The organism is Streptomyces sp. NPDC093064, from assembly GCF_044754605.1.
Classification (GTDB): domain Bacteria; phylum Actinomycetota; class Actinomycetes; order Streptomycetales; family Streptomycetaceae; genus Streptomyces.
Genome location: NZ_JBIVPK010000051.1, coordinates 18388 through 35301, shown reverse-complemented (window position 1 = coordinate 35301; position 16914 = coordinate 18388). Strand labels below are relative to the sequence as shown.

At 73.8% G+C, this 16914-nt stretch carries 1 protein-coding gene; it reads left to right on the top strand.

Annotated elements, in window-relative coordinates:
- Positions 1 to 8 precede the first annotated feature (8 nt).
- Positions 9 to 16895, top strand: a complete 16887-nt coding sequence (locus ACIQFZ_RS35960; RefSeq protein WP_402693200.1) for an SDR family NAD(P)-dependent oxidoreductase — start codon at positions 9 to 11, stop codon at positions 16893 to 16895.
- The last annotated feature ends 19 nt before the right edge of the window (positions 16896 to 16914 follow it).

Sequence of the window (16914 nt, the reverse complement as noted above, 5' to 3'; positions counted from 1 at the left end):
GAGCAGAGATGAACGCCCCCGCTGAGAACGTAGTCGAGGCACTGCGCGCCGCGGTCAAGGAGACCGAGCGGCTGCGGCGCCGCAACCGGACGATCGTGGCCGCGGCCCGGGAGCCCATCGCCGTGGTCGGCATGGGCTGCCGCTTCCCCGGCGGCGTCGACTCCCCACAGGCCCTGTGGGAGATGGTCGCCGGCGGCACCGACGTGATCTCCGAGTTCCCGGACGACCGCGGCTGGGACCTGGAGGCGCTGCGCACCAGCGGCACCGACGACCGGGACACCTCGGTCAGCCAGCGCGGCGGGTTCCTCGACTCCATCGCCGACTTCGACCCCGGCTTCTTCGGGATCTCGCCGCGCGAGGCCGTCACCATGGACCCGCAGCAGCGGCTGCTCCTGGAAACGTCCTGGGAGGCGATCGAGCGCGCCCGCGTCGACGCCACCCGGCTGCGCGGCACCCGCACCGGCACGTTCATCGGCACCAACGGGCAGGACTACGCCTACCTGCTGGTGCGGTCCCTCGACGACGCCACCGGCGACGTCGGCACCGGCATCGCCGCCAGCGCCGTCTCCGGCCGGCTGTCGTACACCTTCGGCCTGGAGGGGCCGGCGATCACCGTCGACACCGCCTGCTCCTCCTCGCTGGTCGCGCTGCACCTCGCCGTGCAGTCGCTGCGCAACGGCGAGTGCACCCTGGCGCTGGCCGGCGGTGTCAACGTGATGTCGACGCCGGGCTCCCTGGTCGAGTTCAGCCGGCAGGGCGGTCTCGCCCGCGACGGCCGCTGCAAGGCGTTCGCCGACTCCGCCGACGGCACCGGCTGGTCGGAGGGCGCGGCCGTGCTCGTCCTGGAGCGCCTGTCCGACGCCCAGCGCAACGGCCACCCCGTGCTCGCCGTCATCCGCGGCTCCGCCGTCAACCAGGACGGCGCCTCCAACGGCTTCACCGCCCCCAACGGCCCCTCCCAACAGCGCGTCATCACGCAGGCCCTCTCCAACGCGGGCCTGAACGCCGGCGACGTCGACGTGGTCGAGGCGCACGGCACCGGCACCCCGCTCGGCGACCCCATCGAGGCCCAGAGCATCCTCGCCACCTACGGCCAGGACCGCGAACAGCCCCTGCTGCTCGGCTCGATCAAGTCGAACATGGGCCACACCCAGGCCGCGTCCGGCGTCGCCGGGATCATGAAGATGATCATGGCGATGCGTAACGGGCTGCTGCCGAAGACCCTGCACGTCGACCGGCCCTCCACCCACGTCGACTGGACGGCGGGCAAGGTCGAGTTGCTCACCGAGAACCGCCCCTGGCCCACCGCGCCCGACCGCCCCCGCCGCTCCGGCGTCTCCTCCTTCGGCGTCAGCGGCACCAACGCGCACGTCATCGTCGAACAGGCGCCCGACACCCCCGCCGCCCAGCCGGAAGAGGCGCCGGCCGCCCTTCGCACCGCCGGCGTCCTGCCCTGGGTGCTCTCGGCGCGCTCCGCCGCCGCCCTGCGCGAGCAGGCCGCCGCCCTTCTCGCCCACCTGGACACCACCGGCGCCCCCGGCGCACTGGACACCGCGTACTCGCTGGCCACCACCCGCGCGGCCCTGGAGCACCGGCTCGCCGTCGTCACCGACGCGGACGGCACCACCGGCCGCGACGCGCTCACCGTCTGGCTGGCGGGCGACCCCGCCCCGGACGCCCACGAGGGCCAGGCCGTCGGCCGTACCCGCAGCGCCTTCCTGTTCTCCGGCCAGGGCGGCCAGCGCCTCGGCATGGGCCGTGAACTCCACGCCCGTTTCCCGGTGTTCGCCGAAGTCCTGGACCGCGTCCTCGACCTGCTCGACGAGGAACTCGGCGCCTCCCTCGCCGACATCATCTGGGGGGACGAGGAAGCCCCGCTGAACGAGACGGGCTTCACCCAGCCCGCACTCTTCGCCATCGAGGTCGCCCTCTACCGCCTGGTGGAGTCCTGGGGCGTCACCCCCGACTTCGTCGCCGGCCACTCCATCGGCGAGATCGCCGCCGCGCATGTCGCCGGGGTGTTCTCGCTGGAGGACGCCTGCCGGCTGGTCGCCGCTCGCGCCGGTCTGATGCAGGCGCTGCCGCGTGGCGGTGCCATGGTCGCCGTCGAGGCGACCGAGGACGAGGTACTGCCGCTGCTCACCGAGGGCGTTGTCGTCGCCGCGATCAACGGCCCGACCTCTGTTGTCGTCTCCGGTGCGGAGGAGGCCACCCTCGCGGTCGCGGAGAAGCTCGCCGCGCAGGGTCGTCGTACCAGCCGTCTGCGGGTGAGCCACGCGTTCCATTCGCCTCTGATGGACCCGATGCTGGAGGACTTCCGGGCGGTCGCCGAGACGCTCTCGTACGAAGAACCGCGGATCCCGGTCGTCTCCAACCTGACCGGCACGGTCGCTGCCGACGGGCAGTTGACCGACCCGGAGTACTGGGCGCGTCATGTCCGCGAGGCCGTCCGGTTCGCCGACGGCATCCGCGCGCTCACCGAGGCCGGCGCCGACGTCCTGCTCGAACTCGGCCCCGACGGCGTACTGGCCGCCCTGGCCCAGCAGTCCGCCACCGCCGTCACCATCCCGGTCCTGCGCAAGGACCGCCCCGAGGAGCACAGCGCCGTCACTGCGCTGGCCCGGCTGCACTCGGCCGGCGTCACCGTCGACTGGGCGGCGTTCCACGACGGCACCGGCGCCCACACCACCGAACTGCCCACCTACGCCTTCCAGCACGAGCGCTACTGGCCCAAGGGGACCCCGACCGCCGTCGACGCCACCGGTCTCGGCCTCGCCTGCGCCGACCACCCGCTGCTCGGCGCCGCCATGTCGGTGGCCGGATCCGACGAACTCCTGCTCACCGGCACCCTGTCGCTCGCCACCCACCCGTGGCTCGCCGACCACAGCGTCGGCGGCACGGTCCTCTTCCCCGGCACCGGATTCCTGGAGCTGGCCGTCCGGGCCGCCGACCAGGCCGGCTGCGACCGGGTCGAGGAACTGACGATCGCCACCTCCTTCACGCTGCCCCCCACGGGCGCCGTGCAGATGCAGATCTCCGTCGGCGCCGCCGACGAGAACGGCCACCGCGAACTGCGCTTCTTCACCCGGCCCGGCGAGGACCAGGACGCCGACTGGACCCAGCATGCCACCGGCCGCATCGGCTCCGGCGAGCACGTCCTCGGCTTCGACACCACCGTGTGGCCGCCGCGTGACGCCGAGGCCGTCGACATCGAGGGCCTGTTCGACCGTTTCGCCTCGGACGGCCTGGAGTACGGTCCGGTCTTCCGCGGGCTGCGCGCCGTGTGGCGCCACGACGACACGGTCTACGCCGACGTCGAACTGCCCGACTCGGTCGAGGACTCCGGTGCCTTCGGTCTGCACCCGGCGCTTCTGCATGCTGCCCTGCACGGCACCGTCTTCCTCTCCGACGACAGCAGCCTGCTGCCGTTCGCCTGGAACGGCGTGTCCCTGCACGCGGACGGGGCGAGCACCTTGCGGGTGCGGATCGCCTCGTGCGGTGAGGACGCGGTGCAGATCGCGGCGGTCGACCCGGCGGGTCAGCCGGTCGTCTCCGTGGAGTCGCTGGCGCTGCGTGCCGCGGACGCGGAGGCCGGCGCCCAGCCGCGCCGTGATGACGCCAACTCGCTGTTCCGCGTCGACTGGACGCCTCGTACGGTCGCCGCCCCGGCTGCTCCTGCCACCTGGGCTGTGCTGGGTGATGATCCGTTCGGTCTGACGGCTGTGCTCGCGGCGGGCTCCGAGGCGGTCGCGGGCGTGAAGGTTCCGGCTGCGACGCTTGAGGAGTTGGCTGCCCGGAGTGGCGCCGTTCCGGACATGGTCGTGGTGACGGTTCGTGGCGATGGCGATCAACGACCCGAGGCCGCCCATGAGTTGATCCGCGAGGTGCTTGCTCTGGTGCAGGGGTGGCTGGCCGAGCCTGCCTTTGCCTCCTCCCGGCTGGTCGTGATCACCCGCAGCGCTGTCGCCGACGGCGAGCGTGGTCCGCTCGATCTTGCCGCCGCCCCTGTGTGGGGTCTGGTGCGTTCCGCCCAGTCCGAGAACCCGGGCCGGCTGCTGCTGGCCGATGTCGATGACACGGCTGACTCGCTGGCCCGACTGCCGCTGCTGGCTGGGCTGTTCGACGCGGAGGAGCCACAGGCCGTGGTCCGCGGGGGCACGGTCCGTGTCGGGCGGCTCGCCCGGCTGGAGTCCGGTGGCTCTGCCGTTCGGCCCCTGGATGACGAGGGCACTGTCCTGGTCACCGGTGGTACTGGCGGTCTCGCTTCCGAGCTGGCCCGTCACCTGGTCGCCGAGCACGGCGTCAAGCATCTGCTGCTGACCAGCCGCCGCGGTCCTGACGCCCCCGGTGCCGCCGATCTCGTGCAGGCGCTGGCCGATCTCGGTGCCGAGGCCAGGGTCGCCGCGTGCGACGTCGCCGACCGTGACGCGCTCGCCGAGTTGCTTGCCTCCGTCCCTGCCGCGCACCCGCTGACTGCTGTGGTGCACACGGCCGGCGTCCTCGACGACGGGATCGTCGCTTCCCTCACCCCCGACCGCCTCGACTCCGTGCTGCGGCCCAAGGTCGACGCCGCCTGGCATCTGCACGACCTCACCCGCGACCTCGACCTGGCCGCCTTCGTCCTGTACTCCTCGACGGCCGGTGTCATGGGCAGCCCCGGGCAGGCCAACTACGCGGCGGGCAACACCTTCCTGGACGCCCTCGCCGCCCACCGCCAGGCCCTCGGCCTGCCCACCACCTCGCTCGCGTGGTGCGCGTGGGAGCAAGGCGTCGGCATGACGGGCCAGTTGAGTGGTCAGGACGCACGCCGGATCAGTGACGCCGGTGGGATGCCGCTGCTGTCCGTCGAGCGGGGCCTGGCCCTGTACGACGCCGCCATGCTCGCCGACGAGCCGCTCGTGGTGCCGCTCGGTCTGGGCGGCGGCCCGTTGCACGCCGGTGCCGGCGTCCCCGCGATCCTGCGTGGACTGGTCCGTACCGGTGGGCGCCGGGCCCGGGCAGCCACCGCCGCGGTCGCCCGCGCGGGACTCGCCGAGCGTCTCGCCGTTCTGCCCGAGGAGCAGCGTCGGCCGTTCGTGGTCCATCTGGTGCGTGCCGAGGCCGCCGCGGTCCTTGGGCACGGTTCCGCCGACGCCGTGGACGTCCGCCGCGAGTTCCGCGGTCTCGGCTTCGACTCGCTCACCGCGATCGAGCTGCGCAACCGGCTCGGCAGGGCAACCGGTCTCACTCTCCCCGCCACGCTCGTCTTCGACTACCCGACGCCCGAGCAGCTCGCCGACCATCTCCTGGACGAACTGCTCGGTGCCGATGCCATCGAGGTCTTCGCCCCCCCGGAGACCGCCGCCGAGGTGACCGACGATCCTGTCGTCATCGTCGGGATGGGCTGCCGCTTCCCGGGCAGTGTCGGATCGCCCGAGGAACTGTGGGACCTCCTGGCGTCCGGAACCGACGCCATCACCGGCTTCCCCGCCGACCGTGAGTGGGAGTCGTCGCCGCTCGTCGGCGGTGAGGCCGGTGCTGTGTCCGGGCAGGGCGGATTCCTGAGTGACATCGCCGGCTTCGACGCCGGGTTCTTCGGCATCTCCCCGCGCGAGGCCCTGGCCATGGACCCGCAACAGCGCATCCTGCTCGAAGTCACCTGGGAGGCCATCGAGCGCGCCGGTGTCGACCCGGCCACCCTGCGCGGAAGCCGTACGGGTGTCTTCATGGGCGTCAACGGTCAGGACTACTCCAGTCTGGTCATGGGGTCCCGCGACGACGTCGCGGGCCACGCCACCGCCGGCCTGGCGGTCAGTGTGGTCTCCGGCCGCCTCTCCTATGCGCTCGGCCTCGAGGGGCCTGCCCTGTCCGTCGACACGGCCTGCTCCTCGTCGCTGGTGTCCCTGCATCTCGCTGCGCAGGCGCTGCGGGCGGGGGAGTGCAGCATGGCGCTGGTCGGCGGTGTCACCGTGATGACGACTCCCGCCAACTTCGCCGGGTTCTCGCGGATGGGCGGTCTCGCGCAGGACGGCCGCTGCAAGGCGTTCTCCGACTCCGCCGACGGCACGGGCTGGGCCGAGGGCGCGGCTGTGTTCGTCGTCGAGCGTCTCTCCGACGCCCGTCGCGCGGGGCACCGGGTACTTGCCGTGGTGCGTGGCTCCGCCGTCAACCAGGACGGTGCCTCCAACGGACTCACGGCCCCCAACGGCCCCTCCCAGCAGCGTGTGATCCGGCAGGCGCTGGCCAACGCGGGCCTGAACACGAGTGATGTCGACGCGGTCGAGGCGCATGGCACCGGCACCCCGCTCGGTGACCCGATCGAGGCCCAGGCCCTGCTGGCCACCTACGGCTCCGACCGTGACCCGCAGCAGCCGTTGCTGCTCGGTTCGGTGAAGTCGAACATCGGCCACACCCAGGCTGCGGCCGGTGCCGCCGGACTCGTCAAGATGGTCATGGCGATGCGCAACGGCATGCTCCCGCGCACGCTGCACGTCACCGAGCCGTCCTCGCACGTCGACTGGTCTCTGGGTGCTGTACGGCTGCTCACCGAGGAGACCGACTGGCCGGAGACGGGCCGGGCGCGCCGGGCCGGTGTGTCGTCGTTCGGCATCAGCGGCACCAACGCCCACGTCATTCTCGAGGGCCCTCCTGAGGAGCCGGTGTCTGCGCCGGTTGCCGTCCGACCGGTGCCCGGCGCGCTCGCCTGGCCCGTCTCGGCGAAGTCCGACGCCGCGCTCGACGCCCAGGTGGAGCGGCTGCGGGCGTCCGCCGACGCGCTGCCCCCGCTCGACACCGCGTACACCCTGGCCACCGGCCGTTCCAGTTTCGAGCACCGGGCCGTCCTGCTCGCCGCCGACGGCACCGTCACCGAGCTCGCCCGGGGTGTCGCCGAACCGCACCGTACCGCCTTCCTGTTCTCGGGTCAGGGCGCCCAGCGCCTCGGCATGGGCCGTGAACTCCACGCCCGTTGCCCGGTGTTCGCGGAGGCATTCGACTCCGCCGCCGCCCTCCTGGAGACCGGGCACGGTCCGTCCGTCCGCGACGTGATGTGGGGCAGCGACGAAACGGCCCTGAACGCCACCGCGTTCACCCAGCCCGCGCTCTTCGCCGTCGAGGTCGCCCTGTTCCGCCTCGTGGAGTCCTGGGGTCTAGCCCCTGACTTCGTCGCCGGTCACTCGGTCGGTGAGATCGCGGCCGCGCATGTCGCCGGGGTGTTCTCGCTGGAGGACGCCTGCCGGCTGGTCGTCGCGCGTGCCGGTCTGATGCAGGCATTGCCGCGCGGCGGTGCCATGGTGGCCGTGGAGGCCACCGAGGACGAGGTTCTGCCGCTGCTCACCGAGGCTGTCGCCGTCGCCGCGGTCAACGGTCCGACCTCGGTCGTGGTCTCCGGTGAGGAGCAGGCCACTCTCGTGGTGGCCGAGCAGCTTGCCGCGCGGGGCCGCCGTACCAGCCGCCTGCGCGTCAGCCACGCGTTCCATTCGCCGCTGATGGACCCGATGCTGGAGGACTTCCGGGCGGTCGCCGAGACGCTCTCGTACGACGAGCCGCGGATTCCGGTGGTCTCCAACCTGACCGGTGAGGTCGCCTCCGCGGGCACGCACACCCACGCGGACTACTGGGTGCGTCATGTCCGCGAGGCCGTGCGGTTCGCCGACGGTGTCCGCGCGCTCGCCGACCGGGGCGTCACCGCCTTCCTGGAGGTCGGCCCCGACGGTGTGCTCTCCGCGCTCGCCGCCGTCTCCCTGCCCGACACCGGCACGGTCGTCGTGCCGGCGCTGCGCAAGGACCGCGACGAGACCGTGTCCGTCCTCACCGCCCTGGCCCGGTTGCACACCGCCGGTGCCGACGTCGACTGGTCGGCTCCCCTGTCCGGCACCGGCGCCCGCACCGTCGAACTGCCCACCTATGCCTTCCAGCACGAGCGCTACTGGCCCAAGGCGGCCCCGCTCGCCGCGGACGCCTCCGGTCTCGGTCTGGCCGCCGTCGACCACCCGCTGCTCGGCGCCGCCATGTCGGTGGCCGGATCCGACGAACTCCTGCTGACCGGCACCCTGTCGGTTGCCACCCAGCCGTGGCTCGCCGACCACGTCGTCGGCGGCATGATCTTCTTCCCCGGTACCGGATTCCTGGAGCTGGCCGTGCGCGCCGCCGACCAGGCCGGCTGTGACCGGGTCGAGGAGCTGATGATCGCGGCGCCGCTCGTGCTGCCCTCCACGGGCGCCCTGCAGATGCAGATCTCCGTCGGCGCCGCCGACGAGGAGGGCTCCCGCGAGCTGCGCTTCTTCACCCGGCCCGGCGAGGACCAGGACGCCGACTGGGTCCAGCACGCCACCGGCCGCATCGGCTCGGGTGGGCATGCTCTCGGCTTCGACACCACCGTGTGGCCGCCCCGTGACGCGGAGGCCGTCGACATCGACGACATGTTCGAGCGCTATGCCTCCGACGGCTTGGAGTACGGCCCGGTCTTCCGTGGACTGCGTGCCGTGTGGCGCCAGGACGACACGGTCTACGCCGAAGTCGCGCTGCCCGACAGCGTCGAGGACGCCGACGCGTTCGGCCTGCACCCGGCACTCTTCGACGCCGCCCTGCACAGCACGGTCTTCCTGTCCGCCGAGGGCGACGATCGCAGTCTGCTGCCGTTCGCCTGGGAGGGCGTGTCCCTGCACGCGGACGGAGCCGCCTCCCTGCGGGTGCGGATCGCCTCCTGCGGTGAGGACGCGGTGCAGATCGCCGCGGTCGACCCGGGGGGGCAGGCCGTTGTCTCCGTGGAGTCGCTGACGCTGCGTGCCGCGGGCCCGGAGCCCGGGGCCGAGTCGCGCCGGGATGACGCCAACTCTCTTCTCCGCGTCGACTGGACGCCTCGTACGGTCGCCGCCCCGGCTGCTCCTGCTAGCTGGGCCGTGCTCGGTGATGACCCCTTCGGGCTGACCTCTGTGCTCGCGGCGGACTCCGGGGCGGTCGCGGGCGTGCACGCCCCGGCTGTCACGCTCGATGAGCTGGCCGCCCGGAGCGGAGCCGCGCCGGACATGGTCGCCGTGACGGTGTGTGGCGACGTCGACCGGGGGCCCGAAGTCGCCCATGAGCTGGCCCATGAGGTGCTTGCCCTGGTGCAGCGGTGGCTGGCCGAGCCCGCTTTCGCCTCCTCCCGGCTCGTAGTGGTCACCCGGAACGCCGTCGCCGACGGCGAGCGTGGTCCGCTCGATCTGGTCGCTGCCCCCGTGTGGGGTCTGGTGCGTTCCGCCCAGTCCGAGAACCCGGGCCGGCTGCTGCTGGCCGATGTCGATGACACGGCCGAGTCCATGGCCCGACTGCCGCTGCTGGCAGGGCTGTTCGACGCGGAGGAGCCGCAGGCACAGGTCCGTAAAGGCACCGTCCGCGTCGGTCGGCTCGCCCGGCTGGAGTCCGGTTCCTCTCTCGTTCCGCCGGCCGGGACGCCGTGGCGGTTGGGCAGCCGCGTCAAGGGCAGCCTCGACGGTCTCGCCCTGCTGCCGTATCCGGAGGCTCTGGAGCCGCTGGTCGGCCGCCAGGTGCGCATCGGGATCCGCGCCGCGGGCCTCAACTTCCGCGACGTCCTCAACGCGCTCGGTATGTACCCCGGTGAGGCGGGCCTGTTCGGCTCCGAAGCCGCGGGTGTCGTGACCGAGGTCGGTCCGGACGTCACCGAACTGGCCCCCGGCGACCGGGTCATGGGCATGGTGTTCGGCGGGTTCGGTCCGCTGGGGGCCGCCGATGAGCGTCTGCTGACCCGGATCCCCGACGACTGGTCCTGGGAGACCGCGTCGTCCGTGCCGCTGGTGTTCCTCACCGCCTACTACGCGCTGAAGGATCTCGCCGGGCTGAAGGCGGGGGAGAAGGTCCTGATCCACGCCGGTGCCGGTGGTGTCGGTATGGCGGCGATCCAGATCGCCCGTCACTTCGGTGCGGAGGTCTTCGCGACGGCCAGTGAGGGCAAGTGGGATGTGCTGCGCTCCCTCGGGGTCGCCGACGACCACATCGCCTCCTCGCGCACCCTCGACTTCGAGGCGGCGTTCGCCGAGGTCGCGGGTGAGGAGGGCCTTGATGTCGTCCTGAACGCCCTGGCCGGTGAGTTCGTCGACGCGTCGCTGCGGCTGCTCGGTGCGGGCGGCCGGTTCCTGGAGATGGGCAAGACCGATGTCCGGGACACCGGCTCCGCCCCGGACGGCATCAGCTACCAGTCCTTCGACCTGGGCATGGTCGATCCCGACCGCATCCAGCAGATGCTGCTCGACCTCGTCGACCTCTTCGAGCAGGACGTGCTGTCCCCGCTCCCGGTCCGTGCCTGGGACGTCCGTCGCTCTCGTGAGGCCTTCCGCTTCATGAGCATGGCCAAGCACATCGGCAAGATCGTGCTGACCGTGCCCCGGCCCCTGGATCCCGAGGGCACCGTCCTGGTCACCGGCGGCACCGGCGGCCTCGCTTCCGAGCTGGCCCGCCACCTGGTCGCCGAGCACGGCATCAAGCACCTGCTGCTCACCAGCCGCCGCGGGCCCGACGCCCCCGGTGCCGCTGATCTCGTCCAGGTACTGACCGATCTCGGTGCCGAGGCCAGGGTCGCCGCCTGTGACGTCGCCGACCGCGACGCCCTCGCCGCACTGGTCGCCTCCGTCCCTGCCGCGCACCCGCTGACTGCTGTGGTGCACACGGCGGGTGTCCTCGACGACGGCATCCTCGCCTCCCTCACCCCCGACCGCCTCGACTCCGTGCTGCGGCCCAAGGTCGACGCCGCCTGGCACCTGCACGACCTCACCCGCGACCTCGACCTGGCCGCCTTCGTCCTGTACTCCTCGACCTCCGGTGTCTTCGGCAGCCCCGGGCAGGCCAACTACGCGGCGGGCAACACCTTCCTGGACGCCCTCGCCGCCCACCGCCAGACCCTCGGCCTGCCCGCCACCTCGCTCGCCTGGAACGCCTGGGAGCAGGGCAGCGGCATGACGAGCGGCCTGAGCGACCAGGACATGCGCCGCATCAACGACAACAGCGGCATGCCGCTGCTGTCCGTCGAGCGGGGCCTGGCCCTGTACGACGCCGCCACCCTCGCCGACGAACCGCTCGTCGTGCCGCTGGGCCTCGGCGGCGGTGGCTCGCTGCCCCCCGGCATGAGCGTCCCCGCGATCCTGCGCGGACTGGTCCGCACCGGCGGACGCCGGGCCCGGGCCGGCACCGCCGCGATCGCCCGCGCCGGACTCGCCGAGCGTCTCGCGGTCCTGCCCGAAGAGCAGCGCCTGCCGTTCGTGGTCGACCTGGTGCGTGCCGAGGCCGCCACGGTCCTCGGGCACGGTTCCGCCGACGCCGTCGACGCCCGCCGCGAGTTCCGCGGCCTCGGCTTCGACTCGCTCACCGCGATCGAGCTGCGCAACCGGCTCGGCAAGGCCTCCGGCCTCACTCTGACCGCCACCCTCGTCTTCGACTACCCGACGCCCCAGCGGCTCGCCGAGCATCTCCTGGACGAACTGCTCGGCGCCGACGCCGCGGAGGCCTTCACCGCCCCCCAGACCGCTGCCGCCGCGTCCGACGACGACCCCGTGGTCATCGTCGGGATGGGCTGCCGCTTCCCGGGCGGTGTCGGATCGCCCGAGGACCTGTGGGACCTCGTGGCGTCCGGTACCGACGCCATCACCGGTTTCCCCGCCGACCGCGAGTGGGAGTCCTCGACGATCGGCGGCGAGCTCGGCGACCTGTCCGGGCAGGGCGGATTCCTGCACGACATCGCCGACTTCGACGCCGACTTCTTCGGCATCGCGCCGCGCGAGGCCCTGGCCATGGACCCGCAGCAGCGCATCCTTCTCGAAGTCACCTGGGAGGCCGTGGAGCGCGCCGGCCTGGACCCGGCCGCCCTGCGCGGAAGCCGTACCGGTGTCTTCATGGGCGTCAGCGGCCAGGACTACTCCGGTCTGGTCATGCGCTCCCGCGACGACATCGCGAGCCACGCCACCACCGGCCTCGCCGTCAGCGTCGTCTCCGGCCGCCTCGCCTACACGCTCGGCCTGGAGGGCCCCGCCCTCTCGGTCGACACCGCCTGCTCCTCCTCGCTGGTCTCCCTGCACCTCGCCGCGCAGGCACTGCGGGCGGGGGAGTGCACCATGGCGCTGGCCGGCGGTGTCACCGTCATGACCACCCCCGCCAACTTCGCCGGGTTCTCCAAGATGGGCGGTCTCGCGCAGGACGGCCGCTGCAAGACGTTCTCCGACTCCGCCGACGGCACGGGCTGGTCCGAGGGCGCGGCGGTGCTCGTCCTGGAGCGCCTCTCCGACGCCCGCCGCGCCGGACACCGGGTGCTCGCCGTCGTGCGCGGCACCGCCGTCAACCAGGACGGCGCCTCCAACGGCCTGACCGCCCCCAACGGCCCCTCCCAGCAGCGCGTCATCCGGCAGGCGCTGGCCAACGCGGGCCTGCGGCCCGGCGACGTCGACGCCGTCGAGGCGCACGGCACCGGCACCCCGCTCGGCGACCCGATCGAGGCCCAGGCCCTGATCGCCACCTACGGCTCCGACCGCGACCCGCAGCAGCCGCTGCTGCTCGGCTCGGTGAAGTCCAACATCGGCCACACCCAGTCCGCGGCCGGTGCCGCCGGACTCGTCAAAATGGTCATGGCGATGCGCAACGGCACGCTCCCGCGCACCCTGCACGTCACCGAGCCGTCCTCGCACGTCGACTGGTCCCTCGGCGCCGTCCGGCTGCTCACCGAGGAAGCCGCCTGGCCGGAGACGGGCCGGGTCCGCCGGGCCGGTGTGTCGTCGTTCGGCATCAGCGGCACCAACGCCCACGTCATCCTCGAAGACGCCCCCGAGCCCGCCGCGGACGAGCGCCCCGCCGAGGACACCGTGATCCCCGCCGTCACCCCGTGGGTCGTCTCGGCCCGCTCCGAGCAGGCGCTCGACGCCCAACTGGAGCGGCTGCGCGCCCACGCCGCCGCACACCCGGAGGTGTCCCGCGCCGACATCGGCCTGTCCCTCGTGACAAGCCGGTCCTCCTTCGAGCACCGGGCCGTCCTGCTGGCGGGCCCCGACGGAGTCACCGAGGCCGCGCGCGCCGAGGCCGGCGCCGCCCGTACACCGGCGTTCCTGTTCTCCGGGCAGGGCGCCCAGCGCCTCGGCATGGGCCGCGAACTCCACGCCGGCTTCCCGGTGTTCGCTCGCACCCTGGACACCGTGCTGGACCTGCTCCACGCCGAACTCGGCTTCTCCCTGCGGGAGATCATGTGGGGCGGCGACCCGGAACAGCTCAACCGCACCCGCTGCACGCAGCCCGCGCTGTTCGCGGTCGAGGTCGCCCTGTTCCGCCTGATGGAGTCCTGGGGCGTCACCCCGGACTACGTGGCCGGTCACTCGGTCGGTGAGATCGCGGCCGCGCATGTCGCCGGGGTGTTCTCGCTGGAGGACGCCTGCCGGCTGGTCGCCGCACGCGCCCGCCTCATGGACGCGCTGCCCGAGGGCGGCGCCATGGCCGCCGTCGAGGCCACCGAGGACGAGGTCCTGCCGCTGCTCGCCGACGGCGTCGCCGTCGCCGCCGTCAACGGCCCCACCTCCGTCGTCGTCTCCGGCCCCGAGGACGGCGTCGGCCAGGTCGTCGCCCGGCTGGAGTCGTCCGGCCGCCGCGTCTCCCGGCTGCGGGTGAGTCACGCCTTCCACTCGGCCCTGATGGAGCCGATGCTGGACGAGTTCCGCACCGTCGCCGAGAGCATCGCCTACGACGAGCCGCGCATCCCCGTCGTGTCCAACCTGACCGGCGAGATCGCCTCCGCGGGCACGCACACCGACGCCGACTACTGGGTGCGTCATGTCCGCGAGGCCGTGCGGTTCGCCGACGGTGTCCGCGCGCTCGCCGACCGGGGCGTCACCGCCTTCCTGGAGGTCGGTCCCGACGGTGTGCTCTCCGCGCTCGCCGCCGCCTCCCTGCCCGACACCGGCACGGTCGTCGTGCCGGCGCTGCGCAAGGACCGCGACGAGACCGTGTCCGTTCTCACCGCCCTGGCCCGGCTGCACACCGCCGGCCTCGACGCCGACTGGAGCGCCGTCTTCGACGGCACCGGGGCCCGCCGGGTGCCGCTGCCCACGTACGCCTTCCAGGGCACCCGCTTCTGGCCAGACACCACCGCCGCCCGCGGCGACGCGGGGGGACTGGGCCTGGACGCCGGAGGGCACCCGCTGCTCACCGCCGCCACGGCGGTCGCGGGCTCGGACGAGACACTGCTCAGCGGACGCCTGGCCGCCGCCGCACAGCCCTGGCTCACCGGCCGCGTGAGCGACGGCACCACCACCCTGCCCACCGCGGTCCTCGCCGAACTCGCGCTGCACGCCGCCGAGGCCTGCGACCGCACCACCGTCGAGAACCTCACCGTCAGCGCGCCCCTGGTGCTCACCGGTAAGCGCCCCCAGCGCCTCCAGGTACTGGTGGGCGCCCCCGACGAGAGAGGCCGGCGCACCCTCACCGTGCACACCCGCGCGGACGGCGACGGCGCCCCGTGGATCGAGCGGGCCACCGCGGCGCTCACCGACGCGCCCGCCGCCCCCGCCGCGGCCGACAGCGCATGGCCGCCCGCGGACGCCACCCCGGTCGACGACCTGCCCGAACCCGCAGGCGCGGCCGTGCTGCGCGCCGCCTGGCGGCGCGGCGGGGACGTCTTCGCCGAGGTCGAGATCACCGAACAGAGCCCGGCCGAGCAGGCGTTCGCCCTGCACCCGGCGCTCCTGGACACCGCGGTCCGGGCCGCCGCCCTCCTCGATGGAGACGGAGACGGCGACGACACCCTCGACGCCGTCGCCTGGGACGGGCTCGTCCTGCACGCCGCGCACCCCGCCCTCCTGCGGGTACGGCTCACCGCCACCGGCGACGACACCTGGGCGCTGGAGGCGACCGACCCGCAGGGCGGCCCCGTGCTGTCGGTGGCCTCCCTCACCCTGGGCGCCACCACCGCCGAACACGGTACTGACGCCCCCGCCACGGACGACGCCGCACTGCTCACCCTGGACTGGGTCGCGCCCGCCCCGGCCCCGCGCCCCGGCGACAGCGGACCGTGGACGGTGCTCGGTGACGGGCTGCCCAGCCTGGACACCGCGCTCGCCGCGGTGGACGGCGTCCTCGCCGGCCGCGCGCACTCGCTCACCGAACTGCTGGACAGCGGGGCACCCCTGCCGCCGCTGACGCTCCTGCCGGTCGAGGGCGGTCCCGCCGCCGGGGACGACCTGCCCGCCGCGGTCCGCGCCGCCACCGTGCCGGTGCTCGACCTGCTGCGCCGCTGGACCTCCGACCCCCGCACCGCGGACTCCCGCCTCGCGATCGTCACCCGTGGCGCCGTCGCGGCCGGCCGGGAGGACGTGACCGACCTGGCGGCGGCAGCCGTCTGGGGCCTGGTCCGCTCCGCCCAGTCCGAGAACCCGGGCAGCTTCCTGCTCCTGGACCTCGACCCGGCCGACGGCGCCGACGCGACCGACGCCGCCGTCCTGGCCCTGCTGCCCGCCCTGTTCGACGCGGGCGAGACCCAGGCCGCCGTCCGCGGCGGCGCGCTCACCGTCGCCCGCCTCACCCGCACCGCGTCCACGACCACCCCGGCCGCCGACCAGGTCCGTGCCTGGGACCGCGACGGCACCGTACTGATCACCGGCGGTACCGGCGGCCTCGGAGCCGTACTCGCCCGCCACTTGGTGACCGGCCACGGCATCAAGCACCTGCTGCTGGCCGGCCGCCGCGGACCCGACGCGCCCGGGGCCACCGCCCTGAGCGAGGAACTCTCCGCGCTGGGCGCCGAGGTCACCGTACGGGCCTGCGACGTCTCCGACAGGGCCGCCGTCGACGCGCTGCTCGCCGGACTGCCGCCCGAGCACCCGCTGACCGCGGTCGTGCACACGGCGGGCGTCCTCGACGACGCCACGATCGGCACCCTCACCGCCGAACAACTCGACACCGTGCTGCGGCCCAAGGCGGACGCCGCCTGGCACCTGCACGAGGCCACCCGGGCCCTGCCGCTCGCCGGATTCGTCCTGTACTCCTCCGTGGCCGGCGTCACCGGCGGCCCCGGACAGGGCAACTACGCCGCCGCCAACACGTTCCTCGACGCGCTCGCCGCGCACCGTGCCGCTCAGGGCCTGCCCGCCCTGTCGCTCGCCTGGGGACCCTGGGGCCAGGGCGCCGGCATGACCGGCACGCTCACCGCCGCCGACATCGAGCGCATGGAGCGTTCCGGGATGCCGCCGCTCACCGAACACCAGGGCCTCGCCCTGTTCGACGCGGCGAACGGCCAGGACGAGACACTCGCCGTGGCGATCCGGGTCTCCCGGTCCGCCGCCCCCGACGCCGGCGACGTCCCCGCGGTGCTGCGCTCCCTGGTCCGCGCCCGGCGCCGCGCGGCGGCCACGGCCGGTGCCGACGGGCTCGCCCGCCGGCTGGCCGGCCTCGGCGCCGAGCAGCGGCACGAGGCCCTCGTCGGCCTGGTACGCCAGGAGACGGCCGGGGTGCTCGGCCACTCCGGTGCCGACGCGGTCCCCGCCGACCGGGACTTCAGCCGGCTGGGCTTCGACTCGCTGATGGCGGTCGAACTGCGCACCCGGCTCTCCGCGGCCACCGGTGTGCGGCTGCCGTCCACGCTCGTCTTCGACCACCCGACGCCCACCGCCGTCGCCCGGCACCTGGCCGGGTCCCTGGCGGGCGGAGACCGGAGCGACACGGCCGCCTCCCCGCTGGCGACGCTCGACCGGCTGGAGGCGGAACTGTCCGCCGACGGCATGGACGAGGCCACCCGCCGCGGGGTCGCGGGCCGGCTCCAGCGGCTGCTGGCCGCCTGGGACGGCACCGGCCCGGACGGGGAAGGACCGGCCGTCGGCGAACGGATCGAGGCGGCGAGCGCCGAGGAGATCTTCGCCTTCATCGACAACGAACTCGGCCGGTCGTCGAACTCCTGACCTGGGCCCACCCCGACTA